The 20,025-nt window shown below is 54.0% G+C and carries 18 protein-coding genes; 4 read left to right on the forward strand and 14 right to left on the reverse strand.

Annotated elements, in window-relative coordinates; translation table 11 throughout:
• Positions 1–6 precede the first annotated feature (6 nt).
• The 3 genes from BN3795_RS18670 to BN3795_RS18680 form a co-directional block, all read right to left on the reverse strand.
• Complete coding sequence (locus BN3795_RS18670; RefSeq protein ID WP_068786207.1) at positions 7–975, reverse strand: ABC transporter permease; 969 nt, start codon at positions 973–975, stop codon at positions 7–9.
• Between the two features lie 205 nt (positions 976–1,180).
• Positions 1,181–2,446, reverse strand: a complete 1,266-nt coding sequence (locus tag BN3795_RS18675; RefSeq protein ID WP_068786208.1) for an alkaline phosphatase — start codon at positions 2,444–2,446, stop codon at positions 1,181–1,183.
• Positions 2,447–2,550: 104 nt separating this feature from the next.
• Positions 2,551–3,438, reverse strand: a complete 888-nt coding sequence (locus tag BN3795_RS18680) for an RCC1 domain-containing protein (RefSeq protein WP_068786209.1) — start codon at positions 3,436–3,438, stop codon at positions 2,551–2,553.
• A 175-nt stretch (positions 3,439–3,613) separates the two neighbouring features.
• On the opposite strand from BN3795_RS18680, the gene BN3795_RS18685 reads away from it, so the two are divergent.
• From BN3795_RS18685 to BN3795_RS18695, 3 genes are read left to right on the forward strand one after another with little or no spacing between them, the layout of a single operon-like run.
• A complete protein-coding gene (locus BN3795_RS18685; RefSeq protein WP_068786210.1) occupies positions 3,614–4,411 on the forward strand; it encodes an SDR family NAD(P)-dependent oxidoreductase in 798 nt (265 codons plus the stop codon).
• Positions 4,408–5,184, forward strand: a complete 777-nt coding sequence (locus tag BN3795_RS18690; RefSeq protein WP_068786211.1) for an SDR family NAD(P)-dependent oxidoreductase — start codon at positions 4,408–4,410, stop codon at positions 5,182–5,184. The genes BN3795_RS18685 and BN3795_RS18690 overlap by 4 nt, the downstream gene beginning before the upstream one ends.
• Positions 5,185–5,222: 38 nt before the next feature.
• Positions 5,223–6,611 (forward strand): mandelate racemase/muconate lactonizing enzyme family protein, encoded by a 1,389-nt coding sequence (locus BN3795_RS18695; RefSeq protein ID WP_068786212.1) that lies wholly within the window; start codon positions 5,223–5,225, stop codon positions 6,609–6,611.
• A 77-nt stretch (positions 6,612–6,688) separates the two neighbouring features.
• Here BN3795_RS18695 and BN3795_RS18700 read toward each other — a convergent pair whose 3' ends face one another.
• The 4 genes from BN3795_RS18700 to BN3795_RS18715 all read right to left on the reverse strand — a co-directional run bounded on the left by BN3795_RS18700 (position 6,689) and on the right by BN3795_RS18715 (position 10,874).
• Entirely contained in the window at positions 6,689–7,672 is a 984-nt protein-coding gene (locus BN3795_RS18700) for a mannonate dehydratase (protein ID WP_068786213.1), read from the reverse strand.
• Between the two features lie 25 nt (positions 7,673–7,697).
• Complete coding sequence (locus BN3795_RS18705) at positions 7,698–9,032, reverse strand: ABC transporter substrate-binding protein (protein ID WP_068786214.1); 1,335 nt, start codon at positions 9,030–9,032, stop codon at positions 7,698–7,700.
• Positions 9,033–9,093: 61 nt separating this feature from the next.
• Positions 9,094–9,921, reverse strand: coding sequence for a carbohydrate ABC transporter permease (locus BN3795_RS18710; RefSeq protein ID WP_068786215.1), 828 nt, complete (start codon positions 9,919–9,921; stop codon positions 9,094–9,096).
• Positions 9,918–10,874 (reverse strand): carbohydrate ABC transporter permease, encoded by a 957-nt coding sequence (locus BN3795_RS18715; protein ID WP_068786216.1) that lies wholly within the window; start codon positions 10,872–10,874, stop codon positions 9,918–9,920. Before BN3795_RS18715 ends, BN3795_RS18710 begins: the two co-directional genes overlap by 4 nt.
• Positions 10,875–11,162: 288 nt before the next feature.
• On the opposite strand from BN3795_RS18715, the gene BN3795_RS18720 reads away from it, so the two are divergent.
• Positions 11,163–12,068 (forward strand): RraA family protein, encoded by a 906-nt coding sequence (locus BN3795_RS18720; protein WP_068786217.1) that lies wholly within the window; start codon positions 11,163–11,165, stop codon positions 12,066–12,068.
• A 48-nt stretch (positions 12,069–12,116) separates the two neighbouring features.
• On the opposite strand, the gene BN3795_RS18725 is transcribed toward BN3795_RS18720, so the two are convergent.
• The 7 genes from BN3795_RS18725 to BN3795_RS18755 form a co-directional block, all read right to left on the reverse strand.
• On the reverse strand, positions 12,117–13,286 hold the full coding sequence (locus tag BN3795_RS18725; protein ID WP_068786218.1) for a helix-turn-helix domain-containing protein: 1,170 nt from the start codon (positions 13,284–13,286) through the stop codon (positions 12,117–12,119).
• Between the two features lie 46 nt (positions 13,287–13,332).
• Entirely contained in the window at positions 13,333–13,980 is a 648-nt protein-coding gene (locus tag BN3795_RS18730; RefSeq protein ID WP_068786219.1) for a GntR family transcriptional regulator, read from the reverse strand.
• 163 nt (positions 13,981–14,143) lie between these two features.
• Positions 14,144–15,226 carry a Gfo/Idh/MocA family protein gene (locus tag BN3795_RS18735; RefSeq protein ID WP_110945245.1) on the reverse strand — a complete coding sequence of 361 codons (1,083 nt, stop codon included), beginning with the start codon at positions 15,224–15,226 and terminating at the stop codon, positions 14,144–14,146.
• Between the two features lie 18 nt (positions 15,227–15,244).
• Positions 15,245–16,228 (reverse strand): Gfo/Idh/MocA family protein, encoded by a 984-nt coding sequence (locus BN3795_RS18740; protein WP_068786220.1) that lies wholly within the window; start codon positions 16,226–16,228, stop codon positions 15,245–15,247.
• A 35-nt stretch (positions 16,229–16,263) separates the two neighbouring features.
• Entirely contained in the window at positions 16,264–17,964 is a 1,701-nt protein-coding gene (locus tag BN3795_RS18745; RefSeq protein WP_068786221.1) for an extracellular solute-binding protein, read from the reverse strand.
• Between the two features lie 57 nt (positions 17,965–18,021).
• Entirely contained in the window at positions 18,022–18,936 is a 915-nt protein-coding gene (locus tag BN3795_RS18750) for a carbohydrate ABC transporter permease (protein WP_068786222.1), read from the reverse strand.
• A 31-nt stretch (positions 18,937–18,967) separates the two neighbouring features.
• The gene (locus tag BN3795_RS18755; RefSeq protein WP_068786223.1) at positions 18,968–19,876 is read right to left on the reverse strand and encodes an ABC transporter permease; all 909 of its coding nucleotides are present in this window, start codon (positions 19,874–19,876) and stop codon (positions 18,968–18,970) included.
• Between the last annotated feature and the right edge of the window lie 149 nt (positions 19,877–20,025).

Consider the following 20,025-nt stretch of genomic DNA (forward strand, 5'->3'; position numbering starts at 1 on the left):
CTTGGCCTAAAACAACGAAGTGTCGTTGAGTTTTTTGGATACTTGGTTGGCAATCAGCAGCAAGATAAGCGCAATGACTGACTTGAACAATCCGATCGCCGTAGAGTACGAGTACCGGCCCGAAGATATCCCTGTGTAGTAAACATAGTAATCGATAACATTACTTGCACTATCGTTCAAGGAGTTACGCAGGACCAAGATTTGGTCGAAGTTGGAGTTCAGCACACCGCTGACCGCCAGGATAAACAAAATACTGATGGTCGCTTTAATCGCCGGAAGCGTCACGTACCACATCTGCTGGAATCGCCCGGCCCCGTCAATCGTTGCCGCTTCGTACATTTCAGGTGAAATGCTCGTAATCGCGGCCAGATAAATGATCGCCGACCATCCGAGCTCCTTCCAAATGTCCGAGGCAATGACAATCGTCCAGAAATATTTCGGCTCGGCCAGGAAAGAAATCGGTTTATCGATAATATGGAGCGCCATGAAAATATCGTTGATGATGCCTACGTCCGACAGCCAGGTGGCCAGAATACCGCCAAGCACAACCCAGGACAGGAAGTGAGGCAGGTAAGAGATCGTTTGGATCGCCTTCTTGTAACGAAGCGAGCGAACCTCATTCAGGAACAGGGCGAATACGATCGGCAACGGGAAAGTGAGCAACTTCAGCAAACTGATCCCGAGCGTATTTTTCATGACATTGAAGAAGTTCTCGTCCTGCAGAAATTCCTTAAAATGAGTCAGACCGGCCCATGGAGCTTCCGCGATCGTTCGAATAATGTCGTAGTCCTTAAAAGCGATGATGACACCGTACATTGGAATATAGTTGAAAATAATCATCCAAACGATGCCGAGCAAAGCCATAATCTGAATATGTCTTTGCGAGTAAAGTTTCTTCAGCCATTTTTGCCTTGACGAGGGCGGCGTTTCTATCTCTTGCATGGCTGCGGGTTGCGTTGACGGCTGCATTTCCATCCCCTATGACCTCCAAGCTGTTCTAGTCTAGTTTTGTAAGCACTTTCACCTATCTGTATCTATTGTACTTGGGATCGAGACATAGGGTAATGCTCCAGATTTCGTATTGATGTATTCGTTTTTCGGCTGACGCTTAGTAACTGAGAAAAGAAAAACCTGTACCGTGACGGTACAGGCTTAGTCCAAAGTTATCCAGCTTCACGTTTTATTTGGCGGTAAGGCCCAATGCTTTCATCATTTTCGTAAAGACTTCCGTGTTTTCGAAGACCCCGGTGAACAGGTTGGCGTTCTTGCCCATCGCCGTAACCGGGATGTCGACTGCCGTATGACCGGACGTTGTCCAGTCAACGATAAATTGCTCCTTGGAACCTGCGATCGCAAACGGCCCGTCTTCCTTGGAAATTCCGTCCCCGGATTCGTCCTCCGCGTCTACCGGTTCAATCGAAAGCCCGCCGGTCTCATGGTCCGCCAACACCAGCACAAGCGTATCCGGATTCTTCTTGGCGAAATCCTTGGCGACCTGCACGGCCTTATCCAACTGCTGGCCGGCTTTGATCGTTAAGGCGGCGTTATTCGCGTGCGCCATTTCGTCGGTCGCTTCCTCTTCCACCATCAGGAAGAAGCCCTTTTTATTTTGGGATAACGTGTCGATGGCCTTCTTGGTCATGTCCGGCAGAGAAACGACCGGGTTATAAATATCGCCGTCCCCTTCCTCTCTTTGCTGGAACATCTCTTCATTGGCGAACAATCCGAGAAGCTTGGTGCCCTTCGCTCTTTGCAGGTCCGCTTTATTGCTGACATAAGCGTAACCCAGCTGTTTGGCTTTATCGACCAGGTTGCCTTGAGTGCCTTTGCTCTTCTCGGAAGGATCCTCTGCCGGCTCGTCCTGGAAAGCGCCCGGATGACCGGCCGGGAACCAGAAGTCCTCGCCCCCGCCCAGCAGAACATCCACTTTGCTCTTGGTCAAAAATTGCAGCGCAATATCGCTTTGCGCAGAACGATTCTCCACATGAGCGCCAAAAGCCGCCCCGGTCGCGTCCGTCACTTGGCTTGTCGTGACAACCCCTGTAGACAATCCGGCTTGCTTGGCATATTCCATAATCGTCTTGACCGGCTTCTTGTTGGCGTCCATCCCAACCGCGCCATTATACGTTTTCACCCCGCTGGCATAGGCCGTAGCGGAAGCCGCGGAGTCCGTTACGGCCGATGTCGAACTCGTATGAACCAGTCCCGCATAAGGCATGTCGTCCATCGCCAGCTTGCCCTTCTCCCCTACCGTAGCCAAACGAATGGCGTTGCGTGCCGCATTTCCCATCCCGTCTCCAACGAACAGGATGACGTTTTTCGTTTTAGAGGAGGCTGCCACTGCCGGACTTGGGGGTTGTGCGGTCAGAATCCCGGTCACCGCAACCGCTGCCGCCGCAGTCACCACAAATGCCGTTTTTAAACGCATGCTTTTTGCTAGTTTCATAAAGTACGAACCTCCTATACGGTTTGAGTTTCGTACTCTATAATAGATCCCTTATATTAACGAGATATACAGCGTATGTAAAATAATATTAAACCCTGTAGTTTTCAGGGAAGCCGCAGGCTGTGCCAACCGCTGACTTCGCATTGACCATAGGTCCGGTCGCCCGCTGCGACCACCGTGCCGTTCGACTTTAGGCCAAGGGTATGAACGCTGCCTGCCGCCACCGCGACGATATCGCGCCAACTGCCAACCTCGCATTGGCCGTGTTGGTTCGAACCGACTGCCGTCACCGTACCATCGGACTTTAGAGCAACGGTATGATAGCTTCCTGCCGCAATCGCCACAATATCACGCCAGGTCTCCACCTCGCATTGGTGGTGCTTGTTCAACCCCGCAGCCACCACGGTGCCATCCGATCGAAGACCGACGGTATGAAGATACCCCGCCGCCACTTCCGCGATTTCTTGCCAGTCGCTGACATCACATTGGCCATAACGATTATTCCCCGCCATGATCACCGTACCGTCCGATCGGAGTCCGGCGGTATGCCAATCGCCTGCCGCGACCGCCACGATCCTCTGCCAACCGCCGACTTCGCATTGGCCTTCCGCATTCCTCCCCACGGCCAGCACCGTTCCGTCGGATCGGAGCCCAAGGGTCCGACGCCAGCCCGCCGCGATCGCCACGACCTCCCGCCATTCGCCGACTTCGCATTGGCGATGTCCGTTCCAACCCGCCGCAACCACCGTACCATCCGATTTAAGACCCACGGTGTGCGAATTTCCCGTATTGCTCGCCGTATGTACGTTTCCGGCCGCCACCGCTACAATTCCCCGCCAGCCGCCTACCTCGCATTGACCGCTTTTCGAATCCCCGACAGCGACCACCGTGCCGTTCGATTGAAGCCCGACCGAATGTCGCGGGCCAGCCGCAAGAACCGCTTTGGGCCAGCGTTTCAGCCCTAATGAAGCTGTATTGAATGATACAGGCATCCTCTGTTACCTCCCTGTCCGGAATTTCAGTTGGCTTCATCATACCGAAGGCTTCCGAAAAAAATCAAACAAAATCATAAGATTAACGTCTCGAACCCGGGGGAGGCAAGAACTTATGATGATAGTGTGACAGTGCCGGCCGTCTTCACCTGGCGGCCTACTCCGGGGGTGAGGTATGAATCAACCAGCTCAAGTTATCTTGATTACGGACGCCGACAATCCGACAGGTCAAGCTATGATCCGCCGCTTCTCCAAGGATGGCGCCCATTTCCTGTTGAACAGTCCGTCTGGCGGCGAAGCGATAGCCACCGAAATCGATCGGGCCAAGGAATCCGGCTCCAGAGTGATCGTAAGAAATGTCGACCTGAGCACAGGCGCAAACGCAAACGAGCTTGTTCAGCAAGCGGAGCGGGAGCTTGGCGGGCTGGACGTCCTTCTCCATAATAACGATCAGCTTATTCCCCTTTCCGTAGAAGCCGGTTCCGAAGCGTCATTCCGCGAGGTGATGAATACGAACGCGAAATCCGCCCTTCTGTGCACACAAGCGGCCGGGAAGGCGATGGCAGCACGGGAGTCCGGCTGCATTCTCTTCATCACTTCCATTCATGCCGAGAAGCCAACCGGTTCCTCCTTCGCCTACAGCGCCTCCAAAGGCGCCGTCAAGATGCTGGCTAAGGAAGCTGCCCTTGAGCTTGGGCGGCACGGCATCCGCGTGAACACCATCGAGGCCGGCCCGATGGAAGGCGATGACGAACGCTTCCGCAGCACACGGACGACGCTCTACCGCAGCTATGTAACCAAGGTTCCAAACGCTCGGCTGGTGACCGCGGAGGAGATCGCAAACGCCGCCCGCTTCCTGGTATCCAGCGAGGCAAGTGATGTAAACGGCGCGGATCTCCGGCTGGACGGGGGCTTCTTGCTTCATTACATGGATCACAAAATGAAACAGCCAAGGAGCGGTGATTCGCCATGAGCGTAGCGGGCAAAATCGTACTCGTCACGGGATCCGGAACCGGCATTGGCCAGGGAATTGCCCTTGAGATGGCCAAGAGGGGCGCGATCACCGCTCTCCACTATCACCGAAGCGAAGCCGGCGTTCTCGAGACGAAGAGACAAATCGACGAAGCGGGGGGCAACAGCTTCATCGTCCGGGCGGATGTCTCCGATTCGAAGGAGATCGCCGAGATGGTCCGGCAGATTGAAAGCCGCGCCGGCGAGATCGAGATCCTGGTCAACAACGCCGCCGTACAGCTAAACTACGACCTCTTCCAGCATGACGGCGAGACGTTTGACCGCATGTTCGACACCAATGTGAAGGGGTACTGGCAATGTATCCAGGCCGTCGTTCCCGGCATGAAGCGGAAGCGAACCGGCCGAATCATTCTGATCTCGTCGGTGCATGCCAAGCGGCCGACCGATTTCGACCCGGTTTATGCCATGACCAAAGGGGCGATCCGTATGCTCGGGCGGGAAAGCGCCATCGAGCTCGCCCCGTACGGCATTACCGTTAACATGATCGAGCCGGGGGCCGTTGATGTGGGCAAATCCAATCGCAGCTCGCCGGACGATCCGGAGGCGGAGAAGCAGCGGGAAGCAAGGCGCAAGCAGCATCTCGAGAAGTTTCCGATGGGCCGCGTCGGGCTGCCGATCGACGTCGCTCGTCTCGCCTGCTTCCTCGCCTCGAGCGAGACCGAATATATGACGGGTTCCGCCATCCGGCTGGACGGCGGGAGCATGCTGCTATAACGCGGCTGCAGCAAACCATTCGATATAGGAGTGATTTCATGGTGAACAAAGAGACGTACGAGCACACGCTGGCCCATGTCCACACCTCCTCAAGCCCTTCGGAGCTGCGCATTACCGATATCCGCTTCACCGATATCGTCGGCGGGCCGTTCCACAGCAGCCTGATTAAGGTATACACGAATCAAGGGCTGGTGGGCTTTGGGGAAGTCCGCGACGGCGCGGACAAGGTTTACGCCCTCATGCTGAAAAGCCGGCTTCTCGGGGAGAACCCCTGCAACATCGACAAGTTGTTCCGCCGGATCAAGCAATTCGGCGGCCATGCCCGGCAAGGCGGCGGGGTCAGCGGGATCGAGCTGGCGCTGTGGGATCTGGCCGGCAAAGCGTACGGTGTGCCGATCTATCAGATGCTGGGCGGCAAGTTCCGCGACCGGATCCGCATGTATTGCGATACGGATGTGGTTGGCAAAGACACCGGCAAGGCGATGGGCGAGGCGCTCAAGCAGCGGATGGAAGCCGGGTTCACCTTCCTGAAGATGGACCTTGGCATCGGCCAGCTCATCGACGAGCCGGGGACGCTAAGCGCGCCGCTGGGCTTCCTGGAAGAGATGCGGGAAAGCTCGAAGCGCCGATATGCCCGGAACGCAGGGGATCTCACCGAACAAGAACTTCGCAACATCCAAAACCGCCATTACGATCTGTACAACATCCCTCATCCTTTCACCGGCATTCATATTACGGAAAAAGGGCTTGACCTGCTGGAGCAATACGTCGCGGACGTCCGGTCGGTCATCGGCAGCCAAGTGCCGCTCGCGATCGACCACTTCGGCCATATCGGACTCGAGGACTGCATCAAGCTGGGCCGGCGCATCGACAAGTTCAACCTCGCCTGGATGGAGGATATGATTCCATGGCAATATACGGACCAGTACGCCCGGCTGTCCCGCGCCGTAACGACGCCAATCTGTACAGGCGAAGACATTTATTTGAAGGAAAACTTCAGGCCGCTTCTCGAAGCCGGCGGCGTATCCGTTATCCATCCGGACGTTCTAACGGCCGGAGGCATCCTCGAAACGAAGAAAATCGGGGACATGGCGCAAGACTACGGCGTTGCAATGGCGATCCATATGGCGGAGAGCCCCATCGCCTGCCTGGCCGCCGCCCACGTTGCCGCGGCAACCGAGAACTTCCTTGCGCTGGAGTACCATTCCTGTGAAGTGGATTGGTGGGACGACATCGTGATCGGCAGCCGCCTCCCGGGCAAGCTGGTGCAAAACGGCTTCATCACGCTGACGGACGCTCCCGGACTCGGTATCGATGATCTGAACGACGAGGTGCTGGCCCAGCATCTTCACCCGAAAATCGGCGGTCTCTGGGAGTCTACGGATCAATGGAATCATCATTATTCCAACGACCGGCAGTGGAGCTAACGCTCCGCTGCTTTTTTTCTTGCACCATTAAAAAAGATCGTCCTGGCGGCATAGCCGGTCAAGACGATCTTTTCAAATTAGCGGGCGGCGGAATCGCGGGTCATCTTGGCCGCTGCCTCCATCAAGCCGGTAATATAACCTACGCCGAACAAGCGGCCGAGCAGCTCATACCCCGGATTCTCGTTGCTTTCGCCTTCCATGGTCGGCACGTGGTCCGGCCTGGCCGGACCGTCAAAGCCAACCTCGTAATACGTCCTCATCGCTTCGAGCATATCCGTCTGACCATCGTCGTGGAACGTCTCCTCGAATTTATCCGGCGAGCCCTTCACATCGCGGAAGTGGACGAAGAACAGCTTCTTCTGGTCGGCGAACTGACGGATGACCGCCGGAATATCCTCGCCGGCTGTCGCCAGCGTCCCCTGGCACAACGTAATGCCGTTGTAAGCGCTTGGCACCAGATCGATAGCCCGCTGCAGCGCGGCCGCGCTCGTCAGAATCCGCGATACGCCTCGGATCGGCGTAATCGGCGGATCGTCCGGATGAAGCGCCAGCTTCACCCGAGCCGTTTCCGCGACGGGAACGATGTTTTCCAGGAAATAATGGAGATTCTCCCACAGCTGCTCCTCCGTCACGATGCCGGCTTCCGTCAGCGGCGCATTCGCCATCAGACTATGGTCGTAGCTGGAGACGAGCGCCCCGCCCCGCGTCCGGGTTGTCGTCGACGTACGGAACCAGTTAAATTGCGCCATGAAGTTATAGCAGAGCACGGGAATGCCGGCGGCTCCCATATTCACAATCAACTGCTGAAACATCTCGATCTCCTCGTCGCGGCCGGGCGCCCCTAACTTAATCTTGTTGCTGGGCGGCATCGATTCAAGGACGGACAGCGTGAATCCAAAATCCGCATAACGCTGCTTCATTCGGATCAGCGGCATCAAATCCCAAGGCTTCTCCGTTGGCTCTTCCCACGGCAGCCCGCTAACCGCGTAGTTCACGTTCATCTGCTTCGCCAGATGCCACAGCTGACTTGGCTTGGATGGAAGAAATTCCGCAAGCTGCATCTCGTTCACCCCCGCATTCTATCGCTTATCTGCCTGCTTTGGCCGCCAATTCCTTGCCAAGCTTATCGATCTTGTTAAAGGCTTCTTCGATGGACTGCTGGCCGAATGTCACCGCGTCCATCTCTTTCTTATAAGCATCCACCCATTCCGTAAAGCCAGGGGCCGGGGAATAGAACGGCAGCGCTTTATCGACGGACAGGTCGTAAATTTCTTTGCCCAGCTTATCCTTGGCCTCCAGATTCGGTTCAAGCTTCTTGTAGATATCCGGGTTGATCGGAATGCCGCGGGTCAAAGCAAGCGCATCGCCCGCCGCTTCGTCGGTAATAAACCATTTGACGAATTTTTTGGCTTCTTCCTTGTTCTGCGAATTGGTGCTGACGCTGAGGAAAATCGTTGATTGCGCCCAGCCCCCGCCTGCAGGGCCGGTCGGCATATTGACGACGCCCACCTTACCCGGCATCAGCTGCTCGAGCGCGCTGACCGAGCCGGTTGTTGCGCCGCGGGTCATCACCACTCCGCTGGCCATCGGGTCGGCTTGCGGATCGTTCTCCAGGAAGGCGGCGGACTGCTCCGCCGGCGGCACGATTTTATCCTTGCGAAACTGTTCGTAGGTTTGATAGAACGTCATAAACAAGTCCTTGTCGAGTGTAAATGTTTTCCCCCCGTCGGACATGATCGGAGGTTTCCCCATCGCCGTCTGATAGTAGTTGAAGAAATCCCAGGTTGTCGTATCGCCGATCGGATATTTGCCTTCCGGCAGCTTGGCTCGGGCGTCCCTTGCCCATTGGAAGTACTCGTCGTACGTCCAGTCCTTATGCGGCAGCGGAATGCCATATTGCTCGAGCTCGACCTTGTTGAAGGCGGTACCTTGCGCATTCTGGCTGAGCGGGATGCCGTACAGTTTGCCGTCGATCTTCAGGTTCTCAATCACGCCGGGATCCACGATGCCGGTCAGATCGATATCCGACAGATCCTCCAACTGCCCCCGACTGACGTATTCCTGCAAGTAAGCGGCGTCCATCTGAAGCACGTCTGTCATCGTTTTGGATGCCGCTAAAGTCGGCAGCTTCTGCCAATAAGCCTCCCAGGCCATATACTCGGGTTTGAACTTCACGCCGGGGTGTTGCTGCGTATAAAGCTCCAACGCTTTCTGCGTCGCTTCGTGACGGGCATCGGTCCCCCACCACATGATGCTGAGCGTCTTCTCTCCGCTGGCTCCCCCGTTTCCGCCGCCGTTTCCGCCGCCGCTTCCTCCGGAATTTCCTCCGGCACTGCCTCCCCCTCCGCCGCCGCATGCCGTAAGGGCAAGAAGCAGGGCCAGCAGAAGGGCGGACGCGCTCATCCATTTCATTTTGCTCATCCTCGTATTCCCCTTTCATTTATCGAATTCAGGCCATAGACTTCATTTCGAGGCGGCTTCCTTAGCCTTTAAGCCCCGTCGTTGCGATTCCTTCCACGAAATGCTTCTGAGCGAACAGGAAGATGAGCGCGGAAGGGATGACGGACAGCAGCGACATCGCCAACAACTGCCCCCATTGAATTTCAAACTGATCGATGAACCCCCGAAGCGCCAGGCCAACCGTAAATTTATCGACCGAGCTGAGATACAGCACCTGTGAGAAGAAGTCGTCCCAGCTCCAAATGAAGGTGAAGATCGCTACCGTGACGAGTGCCGGCTTGATGAGCGGGAACACGATCCACAGGAAGATGCCGTAGACGGACGCGCCGTCGATTTTCGCCGCCATATCCAAATCTCGGGGGATCCCCCGGATGAACTGGACGAGGAGGAAAATGAAGAACGCGCCGCCGCCGAAGAAATGCGGCAGCACCAGCGGAACATAACTGTCCACGAAGCCAAAGTTGTTGAACAGGATATATTGCGGAACAACCGTAACTTGACCGGGCAGCATCATCGTCAGCAGAAGAATCGAAAACCAAAAGCCCCGCAGCTTGAAGTTCAGCCGCCCGAAGCCGTAGGCGACGACGGCGGCGGTCAACACGCCGCCTATTACGTTCCCCACCTCCATCAGGAGCGTATTGCCGAAGAAATGGGCGAACGTATACTCGTTGGAGTAATGCCAGCCGTTGCTGTAGTTCTCCCAGATCGGCGTCTTCGGCCATAACGTCGGCAGGCTCAGCTCCTCGGTTCTTTTCAGTGAAGCGCCAACCCACCAGATGACCGGATACAACATGAGGAGCGAGAATAAGGTCAGGAGCAGATGATGGAACAGCTTGGTGCCCAGCTTCATTTCGCGTCTCCCCCTTCCGATTCGTAGAACACCCAGTATCGGGATGCGGCGAAGTTAATCAAGGTCAACAGCCCGACGATCGCCAGCAGGATCCAGGCCAGCGCCGAGGCATAACCCATTTGGTAATGCTTGAAGGCTTTCTCGTACAGGAATAAAGCGTACACATAAGTGGAGTTGACCGGTCCGCCTTTGGTAATGATGAAAGCGGAGGTGAAAGTTTGGAATGAACCGATCACGCCAAGAATTAAATTAAAGAACATGACAGGAGACAGCATCGGAAGCGTGATACTGAGGAATCGGCGGAACTTGTTCGCCCCGTCCACCGCCGCAGATTCGTAAAGCTCCTGCGGGATCTGCTTCAGTCCGGCCAGAAAGATGACCATCGTTGAGCCAAACTGCCACGTATTCAGCAGAATGAGCGTTCCGAGGGAAGTATCCGGGTTGGTGATCCAGCCGGCGCCCTGGATGCCGAACCAGGCGAGCACCTGATTAATGTAGCCGTCCAGTCCGAACATATTACGCCATAACGCGGCAACGGCGATGCTTCCGCCAATCAAGGAAGGGAAATAAATCGCCGTCCGGTACAGATTCATGCCCCTCAACTTCTGGTTCAGCGCCATGGCGACGAGGAGTGAAAACAGCAGCTTCAACGGTACCGAGAACAATACGAACGTAAAGGTCACGCCAAGCGACTTCGTAAAGGTTGAGTCATTTGTGAAGATATTGACGTAATTGCTCGTTCCCGTCCAAACCGGGTCTTCCAACAGCGAATAATCGGTGAAGGACAGGTACAGCGATTGGGCGATCGGCCATAACGTCAACAGCAGAAAGCCGATGAGCCACGGGGATATAAAAACATAACCGGCCAGATGAGTTGCACCGGTCTTTACGCGCTTTCGGACGGCGCGGCCAGCTTTTCCAGCCTCTTTAACGGCATTGGTTTGTGCAGCCATCCTTTGACTCCTCCCCTCTTGCGATACACCATGTGATCCATGAATGTTGTAGTACTACTGTATTCGAAGGCGGTTTCACGATTGAAGGTGACGAAATTATGAAAATGTTTGATTTTTTAAAATCGTGGAATTTTCCGGGAGCCTCCATGGCATCGGTGGGAAAAAATTATGATTTAACGGGAAAATGCCTTAAGAAAGTCGCATCGACAAATCGTCGGTCGTCCCTAACAATAAAGTCATGTCAAACGGCAAGGGTTCAACATTTCTCTGCGAAGTGGAGGCGTATCCATGAAATTCGATCATGCGGAAGACCTTATTCAATTGACGCCGCTGTGGAAAGGCGAACGGTTTGAGAATGGACGGCCGAAGGTGCCGGCTGACGTCCTGCGAAGAATTCGAAAGATAACGCTGGAGGAAGCATGGGGGCCGCTCTGGCACCGGGGGTATACGTTTCAGTTCGAAGGCGACTTCAAGATCATTCATCCGGATCAGGTAATGGTCGGGCGGGCGGTTACGGCCGTCATGGTGCCGAAGCGTCCCGATCTGCACGAGACGCTGCTGAATTACGGTCATGAGCAGGAGGGGCGGAAAGGTTTCTTTAATCAATGGGTCATCGATTCCTTAGTGGAAGATGACGTTGTTGTCGTCGATATGTTTGACAAAATCCATCTGGGAACCTATGTCGGCGGAAACTTGTCTACGGCCATCTCAACCCGCACCAAGCGGGGGGGTGCCGTGATCTGGGGCGGTATCCGCGACAATCAGCAGGTGGCGGAAATCAAGAACATTAATGTCTACTACCGCGGCAGCGACCCAACCGCCATCGGCGATGTCACGATGGTGGGCATGAACGTGCCGACCCGGATCGGCAAGGCAATTTGCCTTCCTGGCGACGTGGTGCTCGGAACGCCGGCAGGGGTCATCTTCATCCCTCCCCATCTTGCCGAGCTGACGGCGGAGCAGGCGGAGAAATCGCAGGTCCGCGACGTATTTGGCTTTATTCGTCTGAAGGAGGGCGTCTATTCCACCGCACAGATCGACGCCTCATGGCCAATCTCGTTGTGGGAAGACTTCATCCAGTGGTTCCAAAGCGACGAGGCGGCTGCCGAATACCGCCATTTAACCTGGGAGAAGGAGCTGGAGGAGGCGCGCCGGAACGAGCAGGACGGCCCCCGTTCCGACGTACGTTTATAGAGGCGGAGAATCAAGAAGCAGGAAGCGGACGTTGCACCGCTTCCTGCTTTATTTGTGAATCGACTCCCGATACTCGCTCGGCGAGACCCCTACTTTCTTCTTGAAAATTTGACTGAAATAGCGGGAATCCTGGTAGCCGACCTTCTCCGCGACTTCATAATTTTTGAAATGGGTGGTCCGGAGCATTTCCTTCGCTTTGTCGATGCGGATGTCGGTCAGATGCTCGATGAATGTCTTGCCGGTGTTCGTCTTGAAGAGCAGGCTCAAGTAGGTTGGCGTCATATACACCTTTTGCGCGACACTTTGCAGCGAGGCGCGCTGGCACTCCTGCTCCATGTAGTGGAGGGTCTTCTTAATGATGCTGCGATGGTTCTCCTTCTGGCCAGGGGAAGCCACCTTCCAGAGCTCGGTCAGAAATCGGCAGACGTACGCCTTAAGCTCCTCGAACGTGCCCAACTTCACCAGAAATGTCGCTTCAAAAGGCCTGTAAGCGCCTACATTTTGTTCGTCAGCAAGCACCCTTCTTTCCATTCCGACCAATAGACGGATCGTCAGCTCATACATGCTCTTGATGTCGATCGGTCCATCCTCCAGCACGGCGGAATAGAACCCTTCCACCGCCTCCGCAATCTCTTCTTCCGAGTCGGCCGCACGGAAATGATCATACAACTGCTTCTCCTTCTCCGCCGGATAGCAGCTGATCGGCTCCAGCCGAAGAAATTCGCCATAATGGATCATTTGCCCGGTTCCGCTGTAGAACTTGTTCTGCAGCGCCCACGAAGCTTGCCGATAGGAACGGTGGACGTCTCTTAAATGGCTGCACGGCTTCCCTACCCCGATGCTTACGGGGAATTCGAACCGTTCGCTGAGAATCTCCTGCAGCCGCTCAAGCACCTCCTTGGATACCCAAGAGAACAACAGCCCAATTCGCCCTTCCCCGTCAAGAAAAACGATGCTGCTCCCCGGCATCCGATGCTGAAGGGAGTCTCGCATCAGCTCCAGAGAAGTCAGCTTGTCATGTTCATGATCTGCAGGAGCGGTCGGCTCCAACAGCGCAATGGTGGGAAATGTGTAGTATGGATTCAAATGAAGCCTGTTCAGGCTTTCCTTCAAATCCGCCTTGGCTTCCGCGTTCCCGGATACCAGAACCCGCAGGAGACGGTCACTCATCCAAGTCGTGATCGCCTGGTGGTCCATCACAAGCCGTTCATTCAACATGCTCTTTCCCCCTTATGAAAAAAAGATGACGAGCGAGACTCAGATTCTAGTCCAATTGAATGAATTTGTAGGCGTGCATATGCTCGATAAACGCTTCCTCCGCAACGTCGCCGTCCCCTGTTCGGAGGGCGTCAATCAACATCCGGTGCCAATCGGCCAGCATCTCCGTTGTAGAATGCCGATTGGAGATGGCCATAAAACGCATCACCTTCGTTCGCATGTGGTTCCAGAGCTCGAGGATGGCTTGATTGTCGCAACGCTTGTAGAAGAAACCGTGAAAGTCCATGTCCAGCTCGAGTATGCTTAACGTGTCGCCTTGCCCGACGGCCTCCTCCATCCTCTGAATCATCGCTTCCAGCGCGGTATAATCCGCCTCCGACAAGGTTGGCATGGACGTGCGAACGGCGTACCCTTCGATGATTTCACGAAGAACAAACAGATCGCGGATCTCCTTCGACGTAATGTTGGATACCACGGACCCTTTATTCCGAATGCCGATGATCAATCCTTCCTGCTTCATCCGTTCCAGCGCTTCCCGTACAGGCGCCTGGCTGACTTGGAACTGGCCCGCGATCTCCAGCACAAGCAGCCGAGTCCCCGGGCCAAGTTCACCGGTGAGGATTTTGCGTTTCAAGGTTGCATAAATTTGTTCGCTTATGGAATTCACCAGCGGGACGAACTCGTTGATTGGCATCCTACTCCGTCTCCATTCGATTATCGTTTATCGATTATCGATAATTCGTTTGCTTCCATTGTATGAGAGGACCCGCGCATCTGATACCGGAGATCGCAAAAAAAGTCCGCGAAGCTCTCGCTTCACGGACAGATACGGGACTTCTCTATTTCAGAGGTTATGGTTATTCCTGATCAAAATAAACGATTTTCCCCGTCTCTGCGGATTGATAAACCGCCTCCAGAATTTGAGACACGACCATCGCTTCCCTCGGTTTAACCAAGGGTTCAGTGTCGTTCACGATGCTGTGAATCCACTGTTTGGCTTCATACTCGAAATCGGTCAGTTTTTCCCCGCGGAACAGTTCCCTTGCATTCGGATCGACATCAAGCTGATTCAAGAACAAGCTTCCGTCCCGCTCTCCATTAATCCGCAGTTTATTGTGATTGAAATCCGCGCCTCCCTTCGTTCCGCACAGCAGGTTGCCGCCGCCGTCCGCCAGGTTCAGGGCCCAACTCGTTTCAATGATGACCGTAGCGCCGTTTCTGAATTTCACATATCCAAACGCGGAATCTTCAACCTCAAATTGGTTGGGATCCCAGGACCCCCATTCGTTTGCGGCATTTTCGGTCTGCTTCAGCTTATGGAAGACGCTGCCGACGACGCTTTCCGGTTCATAGTTATCCATCAGCCAAAGGATGAGATCGAGGGAATGAGTGCCGATATCGATCATGGGACCTCCCCCCTGCTGTTCTTTATCCAAAAACACGCCCCAGGTCGGTACGCCTCTTCTTCGGGTCGCAACGGCTTTGGCGAAATAAATTTCTCCCAGTTCCCCGGCTTTGATCATCTTTTTTAACAGCTGGCTTTTGGCGCTGGACCGGCTCTGGTATCCAACGGTCAGCTTCTTGCCCGTTCGCAGCGAGGCCTCGTACATCGCTTTCGCTTCCGCGCCGGTGACGGCCATCGGCTTCTCGCACATGACATGTTTACCGCTTTCGAGCGCATCGATGGAAATTGAGGCGTGCGAACGGTTCGGGGTTAACACATGCACGACTTCGATCTCTTCCAGCGCCAGCAGTTCCTTGTAGTCCGTAAACACCTTGGCTTCCGGCGTTCCGTATTTCTTCGCCGCGGCTTCGGCTCTTTCCGGGATCAAGTCGCAGAATGCGACCATCTGTACGTTTTCCACCTTCGCTAAACTCGGCATATGTTTGTCATTTGCAATCAATCCGCAGCCGATGATCCCTACTTTTACAGTTCTCACAGACTCACCTTCCTTCCGTTATTTGAATTCCACCGTTCGGTGTTCCTTATGGGCGATATAGGCCGCTTCCAAGAGCTCCGTCAACTTCGTCCCCGCTTCCAGTCCGAACGGCATCGGCTTGTCATCGAGCAAAGCATCCACCCATTGCAGGATCGGAGCCGGCTGCTCTGCCGGGAGTTGATTCGGTGAGACCCATCCGCCAAAGGGGATATCGAGCTTCTTCGAAGTGACTTTAACGGTATGATCCGAGATGATCAAAGTGCCCTCGGTCCCGTAAATTTCAAGAGCGGAAGGCGTTCGGTACGTGACCAGGCTGGTCTCCACCAGGGCGACCGCGTTGTTGGCGAACTCAATGGAGCACTGCGCATTATCCTCCACAGCACGATGGGTGAAATAATGAAACATGGAGGTGACTCGCTTGGGCTTGCCCAGATACCAACTGGCGAGATACATCGGATGGCAGCCTAAATCCATCATAGCCCCGCCCCCGGTTTGCTTCTCGTCATACCAGTACTCCGGCAGCCAATTGTTCAAAGCCCCGTCGTGGCCGTTCCGAATGCGCAGAAGCGTTACGTCTCCTAGAATCCGATCCTCGATCAACTGCTTCGCGAATAATTCGGGCGGTCTGGTGCGAGCGGGAAAGGAAATGCCAAACTTGACGCCCGCTTGGCGCACGGCTGCCGAGATCCGGTCGCATTCCTCCGTGGTCAGCGCCATCGCTTTCTCGGTGAAAATATGTTTGCCGGCCTGAGCGGCAGCGACCATGACGTCCGCATGCATGCTTGTCGGGGCATCCACCACGACGCCATCGAGATCTTCCCGCCGCAGAAGAGCGTCCAGATCCGCCTCAAAGTCCGCTCCCAATCGGGCGGCCCATTCCCTTCCGCGTTCGGGTTCTTCGTCCCAGACCGCCGTGATCTTCACCTTGCCATGGGATTGCAGCCTTCTGGCATAATCCTCTGCATGCACATGCCATTTGCTTAACATTGCGACGTTCAACATGCCTGTTCCCTCCTTCGTCTTGATCCTGAGTTTGGTTAGAACCCGACGTCATCTCGTTCCGCTGCTTTTTGGGCCACAAATTCCGCCATTTCCTCCACACCGGCAGCTCTGAATTTCTCTTGAATTTCATGCAGGACCTTCAAGGCTTCTTCCTCCGTGCCCGCAAAAAGAGCCTTCTTGAATTCATCTTCAAAATTCAGGCTGCTCGTTTTATCGATGAATTCCTGATATTTCGGCCATTCTCTGGCAAGGTAGCTGGCGCTGACTTTATCGATGATTTTGATCGGCATTTTGGCCGAGAAGCTCTCCTCCAGCTTCTGCCACTGCGTCTTCTTATCCTCAGGCGTTGGCCATGTAACGGAATCGGAGAATGCGCCAATGAACCTTCCCGGAAGATAATTGAGCCCGGCATCTCTCTTCAGATCCGGATTCTCGTCGAATTGCTTCTTCACCTCAGGAATCCATTGGGGAATCCCGTTCTCCAGGGTGTAGTGCGTGCCTTCAATCCCGAAATACGCAAGCAAACGGCCTTCCTCACTGTTGACATAATCAATGTACCGCAAGGCCGCATCGGGATCTTTAATGCTTGCGCTTAAGAATAGAACTGGAAAACCGGAACGGCCGGGCTTTTCCACTTGCGTCCGAATTTCACCGCGCTTATTCTTCATCGGTCCGAGCAGTTCATATTGCATTTCCGGATTCGTCTTGTACAGCGTCTTGGATAACTCCGGCAACATCGGTTGAGCCCCGAATACGGCCAGCTTGCCCGTCGTCAGCTTTTCGTTTGCGGTCGTGCTGGTATTGCTGAAGGCTTCGAGATCAAACAAACCTTCCGATAACAACTTTCTCATGTACAGCAGTCGTTCCTCATGATCTTTGGATTGCGTCCAGTGGATCAGCTTGCCGTCTACCTCGCGGTAGTCCGAAATGTTGTAATCCGTCCAACCGGCAAGGAATTGGCCGTAATCCCATCCATTCCACATCGTTCCTGCCGGGATTACCGGTTTGCCGGCAATATCCTTGAAGCCGCCGTCCCTGATCTTGACCAATAAATCATATAATTCCTCTTGCGTATCGATATCCTCCGCTTTGACATTTAACGCCTTCAGAATATCTCCCCTGGCAAAAAGGCCGTAATTCCAGTTATGAATGCTTTCAGGCGTTCCATCCGGGGTTTCCGTAGGGATGAGATAGGTCTTCCCTTCGAAATCCGGACCATTGAGATCAAACTCGTTAAAATCCTTGGCGATCCCGGTCGTCACTAGTCTTTTTACATTCGGGTATTTATCGAGATAAGGGGTTAAATCCAGAAGTTGGCCTTCCATCGCCGCCTTCTTGATGACCTGCCCTTCCCCTCCGGTCGTAGACCAGAAAGGGGCGTTGACGATATCCGGAACCGTACCGGATGCGAAGATCGTGTTCAGCTTCTCGACTTCGCTGGTCGTGATCGATTCCATCTTTAACGTAACCCCGGTTTTCTCCCGAATTCGCTGAGCGACGGGGTTATTCTCCTGATCCTGCGGGAAACCGGCGCCTCCCCCGTTCCAGGCATTAAGGAAAGAGACCGTGACCGGCTTCATCTCTCCCGTCCCCGTCTCGTTCACGGTCCCCGGCTCATTGGAGCCCGATCCCGCATTCTCCTTCCCGCCCGATCCCATACATGCCGTCATGGTTGTAAATAGCAGTACAGCGATCAGCGGGAGACCCAGAACCCCCTTCAATTTGTTCTTTCTCATACTACACTCCCCTCTCGTTGGATGTTTTTATATAAAAGGCTTGGCCTCTTATATCAACTATTCTTTAAGAGAACCTACCAATACGCCCTTCACAAAATACTTCTGCAGAAACGGATACACGCAAATGATGGGGGTCGTAATAATGATGACAAACGTCATCCTCAAGGCTTCCGGGGTGACGCCTCGCAGCTCCATCTGCGTTTCGGTCATGTTCTGGATGGAAGATCCGCTGTTCCCCGACGTCATCGACTGGAAGGACGCTTCACTGATCATTTTGTTCAGGAACGTCGCAGCAGGCTGCAATTTCTCATTCTGGATGAAAAACTGTCCGGTGAACCAGTCATTCCACACGCCCACCCCGACAAACAAAGCGATGGTGGCCAGCACCGGCATCGAGAGGGGCAGGATAATTCGGGCAAATACCGATAACTCGCTGGCTCCGTCGATTCGGGCCGACTCCGATAGCGCTTCCGGAATCCCGTCGAAGAAGGTTTTCATGATAATCGCGTTAAAAAAGCTGTAAAGGGAGGGCAATACCAGAACCCAAAACGTATTGAGAATGTGGAGTTGCCGGAACAGAATAAAGGTGGGAATCAGGCCCCCGCTGAACAACGTGGTAAAGAAAAAGAAAAACACGATGTACTTTCTTCCAGGCAGGCCTTTCCGCGAAAGCGCATAGGCCAACAAAGCCGTCAAAAACACGGATCCCACCGTGACCACGACGGTTCGAGCAACCGAAACGTAGAACGAATTTAAAATCAGCGGATTGGTGAAGGCCTTCGCATAGTTTTCCAGCGTGAACACTCTAGGAAAAAAATAGATTCCGCCCTTCATCGCGTCGTAGCCGTCATTGAAAGACAAGGCCAGGAAATAAATAAAGGGATATAACGCCGTGGCGCAGAAAATAAACAACACCGTGTAGTTCAGCCCCATATACATCCGATCCGCCGGCGTCAGCCTTTTCGCACCCATGCACACACCTCCTCATACTCCTCGCAGCTTCTTACCATAGCGATACCTCGCTCACACGCCTTGAAATATGATTGACAACCACAATAAGAAGCAAGGAAATCGCCGACTTAAATAATCCGATGGCTGTGGAATAGGCCAATTGCCCTTGCTGGAGTCCGGTTTTTAGCACATACGTATCCAAGATTTCCGAAACGCCTAAGGTCGCCGGGGTTTGCATCAGCCAAATTTGGTCGAAACCCGCGTTCAGGATTCCGCTGAGGGAAAAGATCAGCAGGATGGCGATCGTCGGGGTGAGGCAAGGCAGCGTAATTTTAAATAGCTTGCTCCACCTTCCCGCCCCGTCGATTTCCGCCGCTTCATACAAGTGCGGATCGATATTCGTTAACGCGGCCAAATAAATGATGGAGCCCCAGCCTACCCCTTTCCAAACGTCGGAAATGATGACCAAAGGATAGAATAACTCCGGCTTCCCCATAAAAAAGATCGGATCCAACCCCATCTGATACCGAATGTCATTGATCAGCCCTACGTTCGGAGACAGGATTTTCTGAAGCAAGGTCACGACCACAACCCACGAAACAAAATGCGGCAGGTAGGAAATCGTTTGAAACACTCGCTTGATTTTCTTGTGCATGACCGCGTTCAGCATTAAAGCGAGAATTAAGGGAGCGGGAAATCCGAAGATCAGCTTCAAAGCACTAATGGACAACGTGTTGCGAAGCACCTCGTAAAAGCTGGAATCGTTCAGGAACTGCTCGAAATATTTAAAGCCGGCCCACGGACTCCCCAAGATGCCCAAATTGTATTTGAAATCTTTGAACGCGATTAAAATGCCGTACATCGGATAATAGGAAAACACCAGAAACCAAAGGATAGCCGGAAGCAAAAATAAATAGATATGCCGGAAATACCAGATTTTGCGCAGTCTGCTCGTTCTCATTCGCCGATCACCTCCTAAATCTCTGTCGGATCGCTTCTACAGAACAGTCCATCCATTAACCGGTAGTAAAGCAACTCCCCCTCCTTTGCAAGCGGTTTCATTTATATGTTTATAAATATTCTATATAAATGAATATATTCAATATGCTA

Origin of the sequence: Paenibacillus phocaeensis (genome assembly GCF_900021165.1) — a bacterium.
Lineage (GTDB): Bacteria > Bacillota > Bacilli > Paenibacillales > Paenibacillaceae > Fontibacillus > Fontibacillus phocaensis.

Excerpts from the sequence above, each read along its gene's own strand:
- BN3795_RS18725 (WP_068786218.1), bottom strand. The coding sequence starts at position 13,286 with ATGTTGAATGAACGGCTTGTGATGGACCACCAGGCGATCACGACTTGG.
- BN3795_RS18720 (WP_068786217.1), top strand. The coding sequence starts at position 11,163 with ATGAAATTCGATCATGCGGAAGACCTTATTCAATTGACGCCGCTGTGG.
- BN3795_RS18745 (WP_068786221.1), bottom strand. The coding sequence starts at position 17,964 with ATGAGAAAGAACAAATTGAAGGGGGTTCTGGGTCTCCCGCTGATCGCT.
- BN3795_RS18710 (WP_068786215.1), bottom strand. The coding sequence starts at position 9,921 with ATGAAGCTGGGCACCAAGCTGTTCCATCATCTGCTCCTGACCTTATTC.
- BN3795_RS18705 (WP_068786214.1), bottom strand. The coding sequence starts at position 9,032 with ATGAGCAAAATGAAATGGATGAGCGCGTCCGCCCTTCTGCTGGCCCTG.
- BN3795_RS18740 (WP_068786220.1), bottom strand. The coding sequence starts at position 16,228 with ATGTTGAACGTCGCAATGTTAAGCAAATGGCATGTGCATGCAGAGGAT.
- BN3795_RS18690 (WP_068786211.1), top strand. The coding sequence starts at position 4,408 with ATGAGCGTAGCGGGCAAAATCGTACTCGTCACGGGATCCGGAACCGGC.
- BN3795_RS18675 (WP_068786208.1), bottom strand. The coding sequence starts at position 2,446 with ATGAAACTAGCAAAAAGCATGCGTTTAAAAACGGCATTTGTGGTGACT.
- BN3795_RS18700 (WP_068786213.1), bottom strand. The coding sequence starts at position 7,672 with ATGCAGCTTGCGGAATTTCTTCCATCCAAGCCAAGTCAGCTGTGGCAT.
- BN3795_RS18730 (WP_068786219.1), bottom strand. The coding sequence starts at position 13,980 with ATGCCAATCAACGAGTTCGTCCCGCTGGTGAATTCCATAAGCGAACAA.
- BN3795_RS18695 (WP_068786212.1), top strand. The coding sequence starts at position 5,223 with ATGGTGAACAAAGAGACGTACGAGCACACGCTGGCCCATGTCCACACC.
- BN3795_RS18755 (WP_068786223.1), bottom strand. The coding sequence starts at position 19,876 with ATGAGAACGAGCAGACTGCGCAAAATCTGGTATTTCCGGCATATCTAT.
- BN3795_RS18685 (WP_068786210.1), top strand. The coding sequence starts at position 3,614 with ATGAATCAACCAGCTCAAGTTATCTTGATTACGGACGCCGACAATCCG.
- BN3795_RS18670 (WP_068786207.1), bottom strand. The coding sequence starts at position 975 with ATGGAAATGCAGCCGTCAACGCAACCCGCAGCCATGCAAGAGATAGAA.
- BN3795_RS18680 (WP_068786209.1), bottom strand. The coding sequence starts at position 3,438 with ATGCCTGTATCATTCAATACAGCTTCATTAGGGCTGAAACGCTGGCCC.
- BN3795_RS18715 (WP_068786216.1), bottom strand. The coding sequence starts at position 10,874 with ATGGCTGCACAAACCAATGCCGTTAAAGAGGCTGGAAAAGCTGGCCGC.
- BN3795_RS18750 (WP_068786222.1), bottom strand. The coding sequence starts at position 18,936 with ATGGGTGCGAAAAGGCTGACGCCGGCGGATCGGATGTATATGGGGCTG.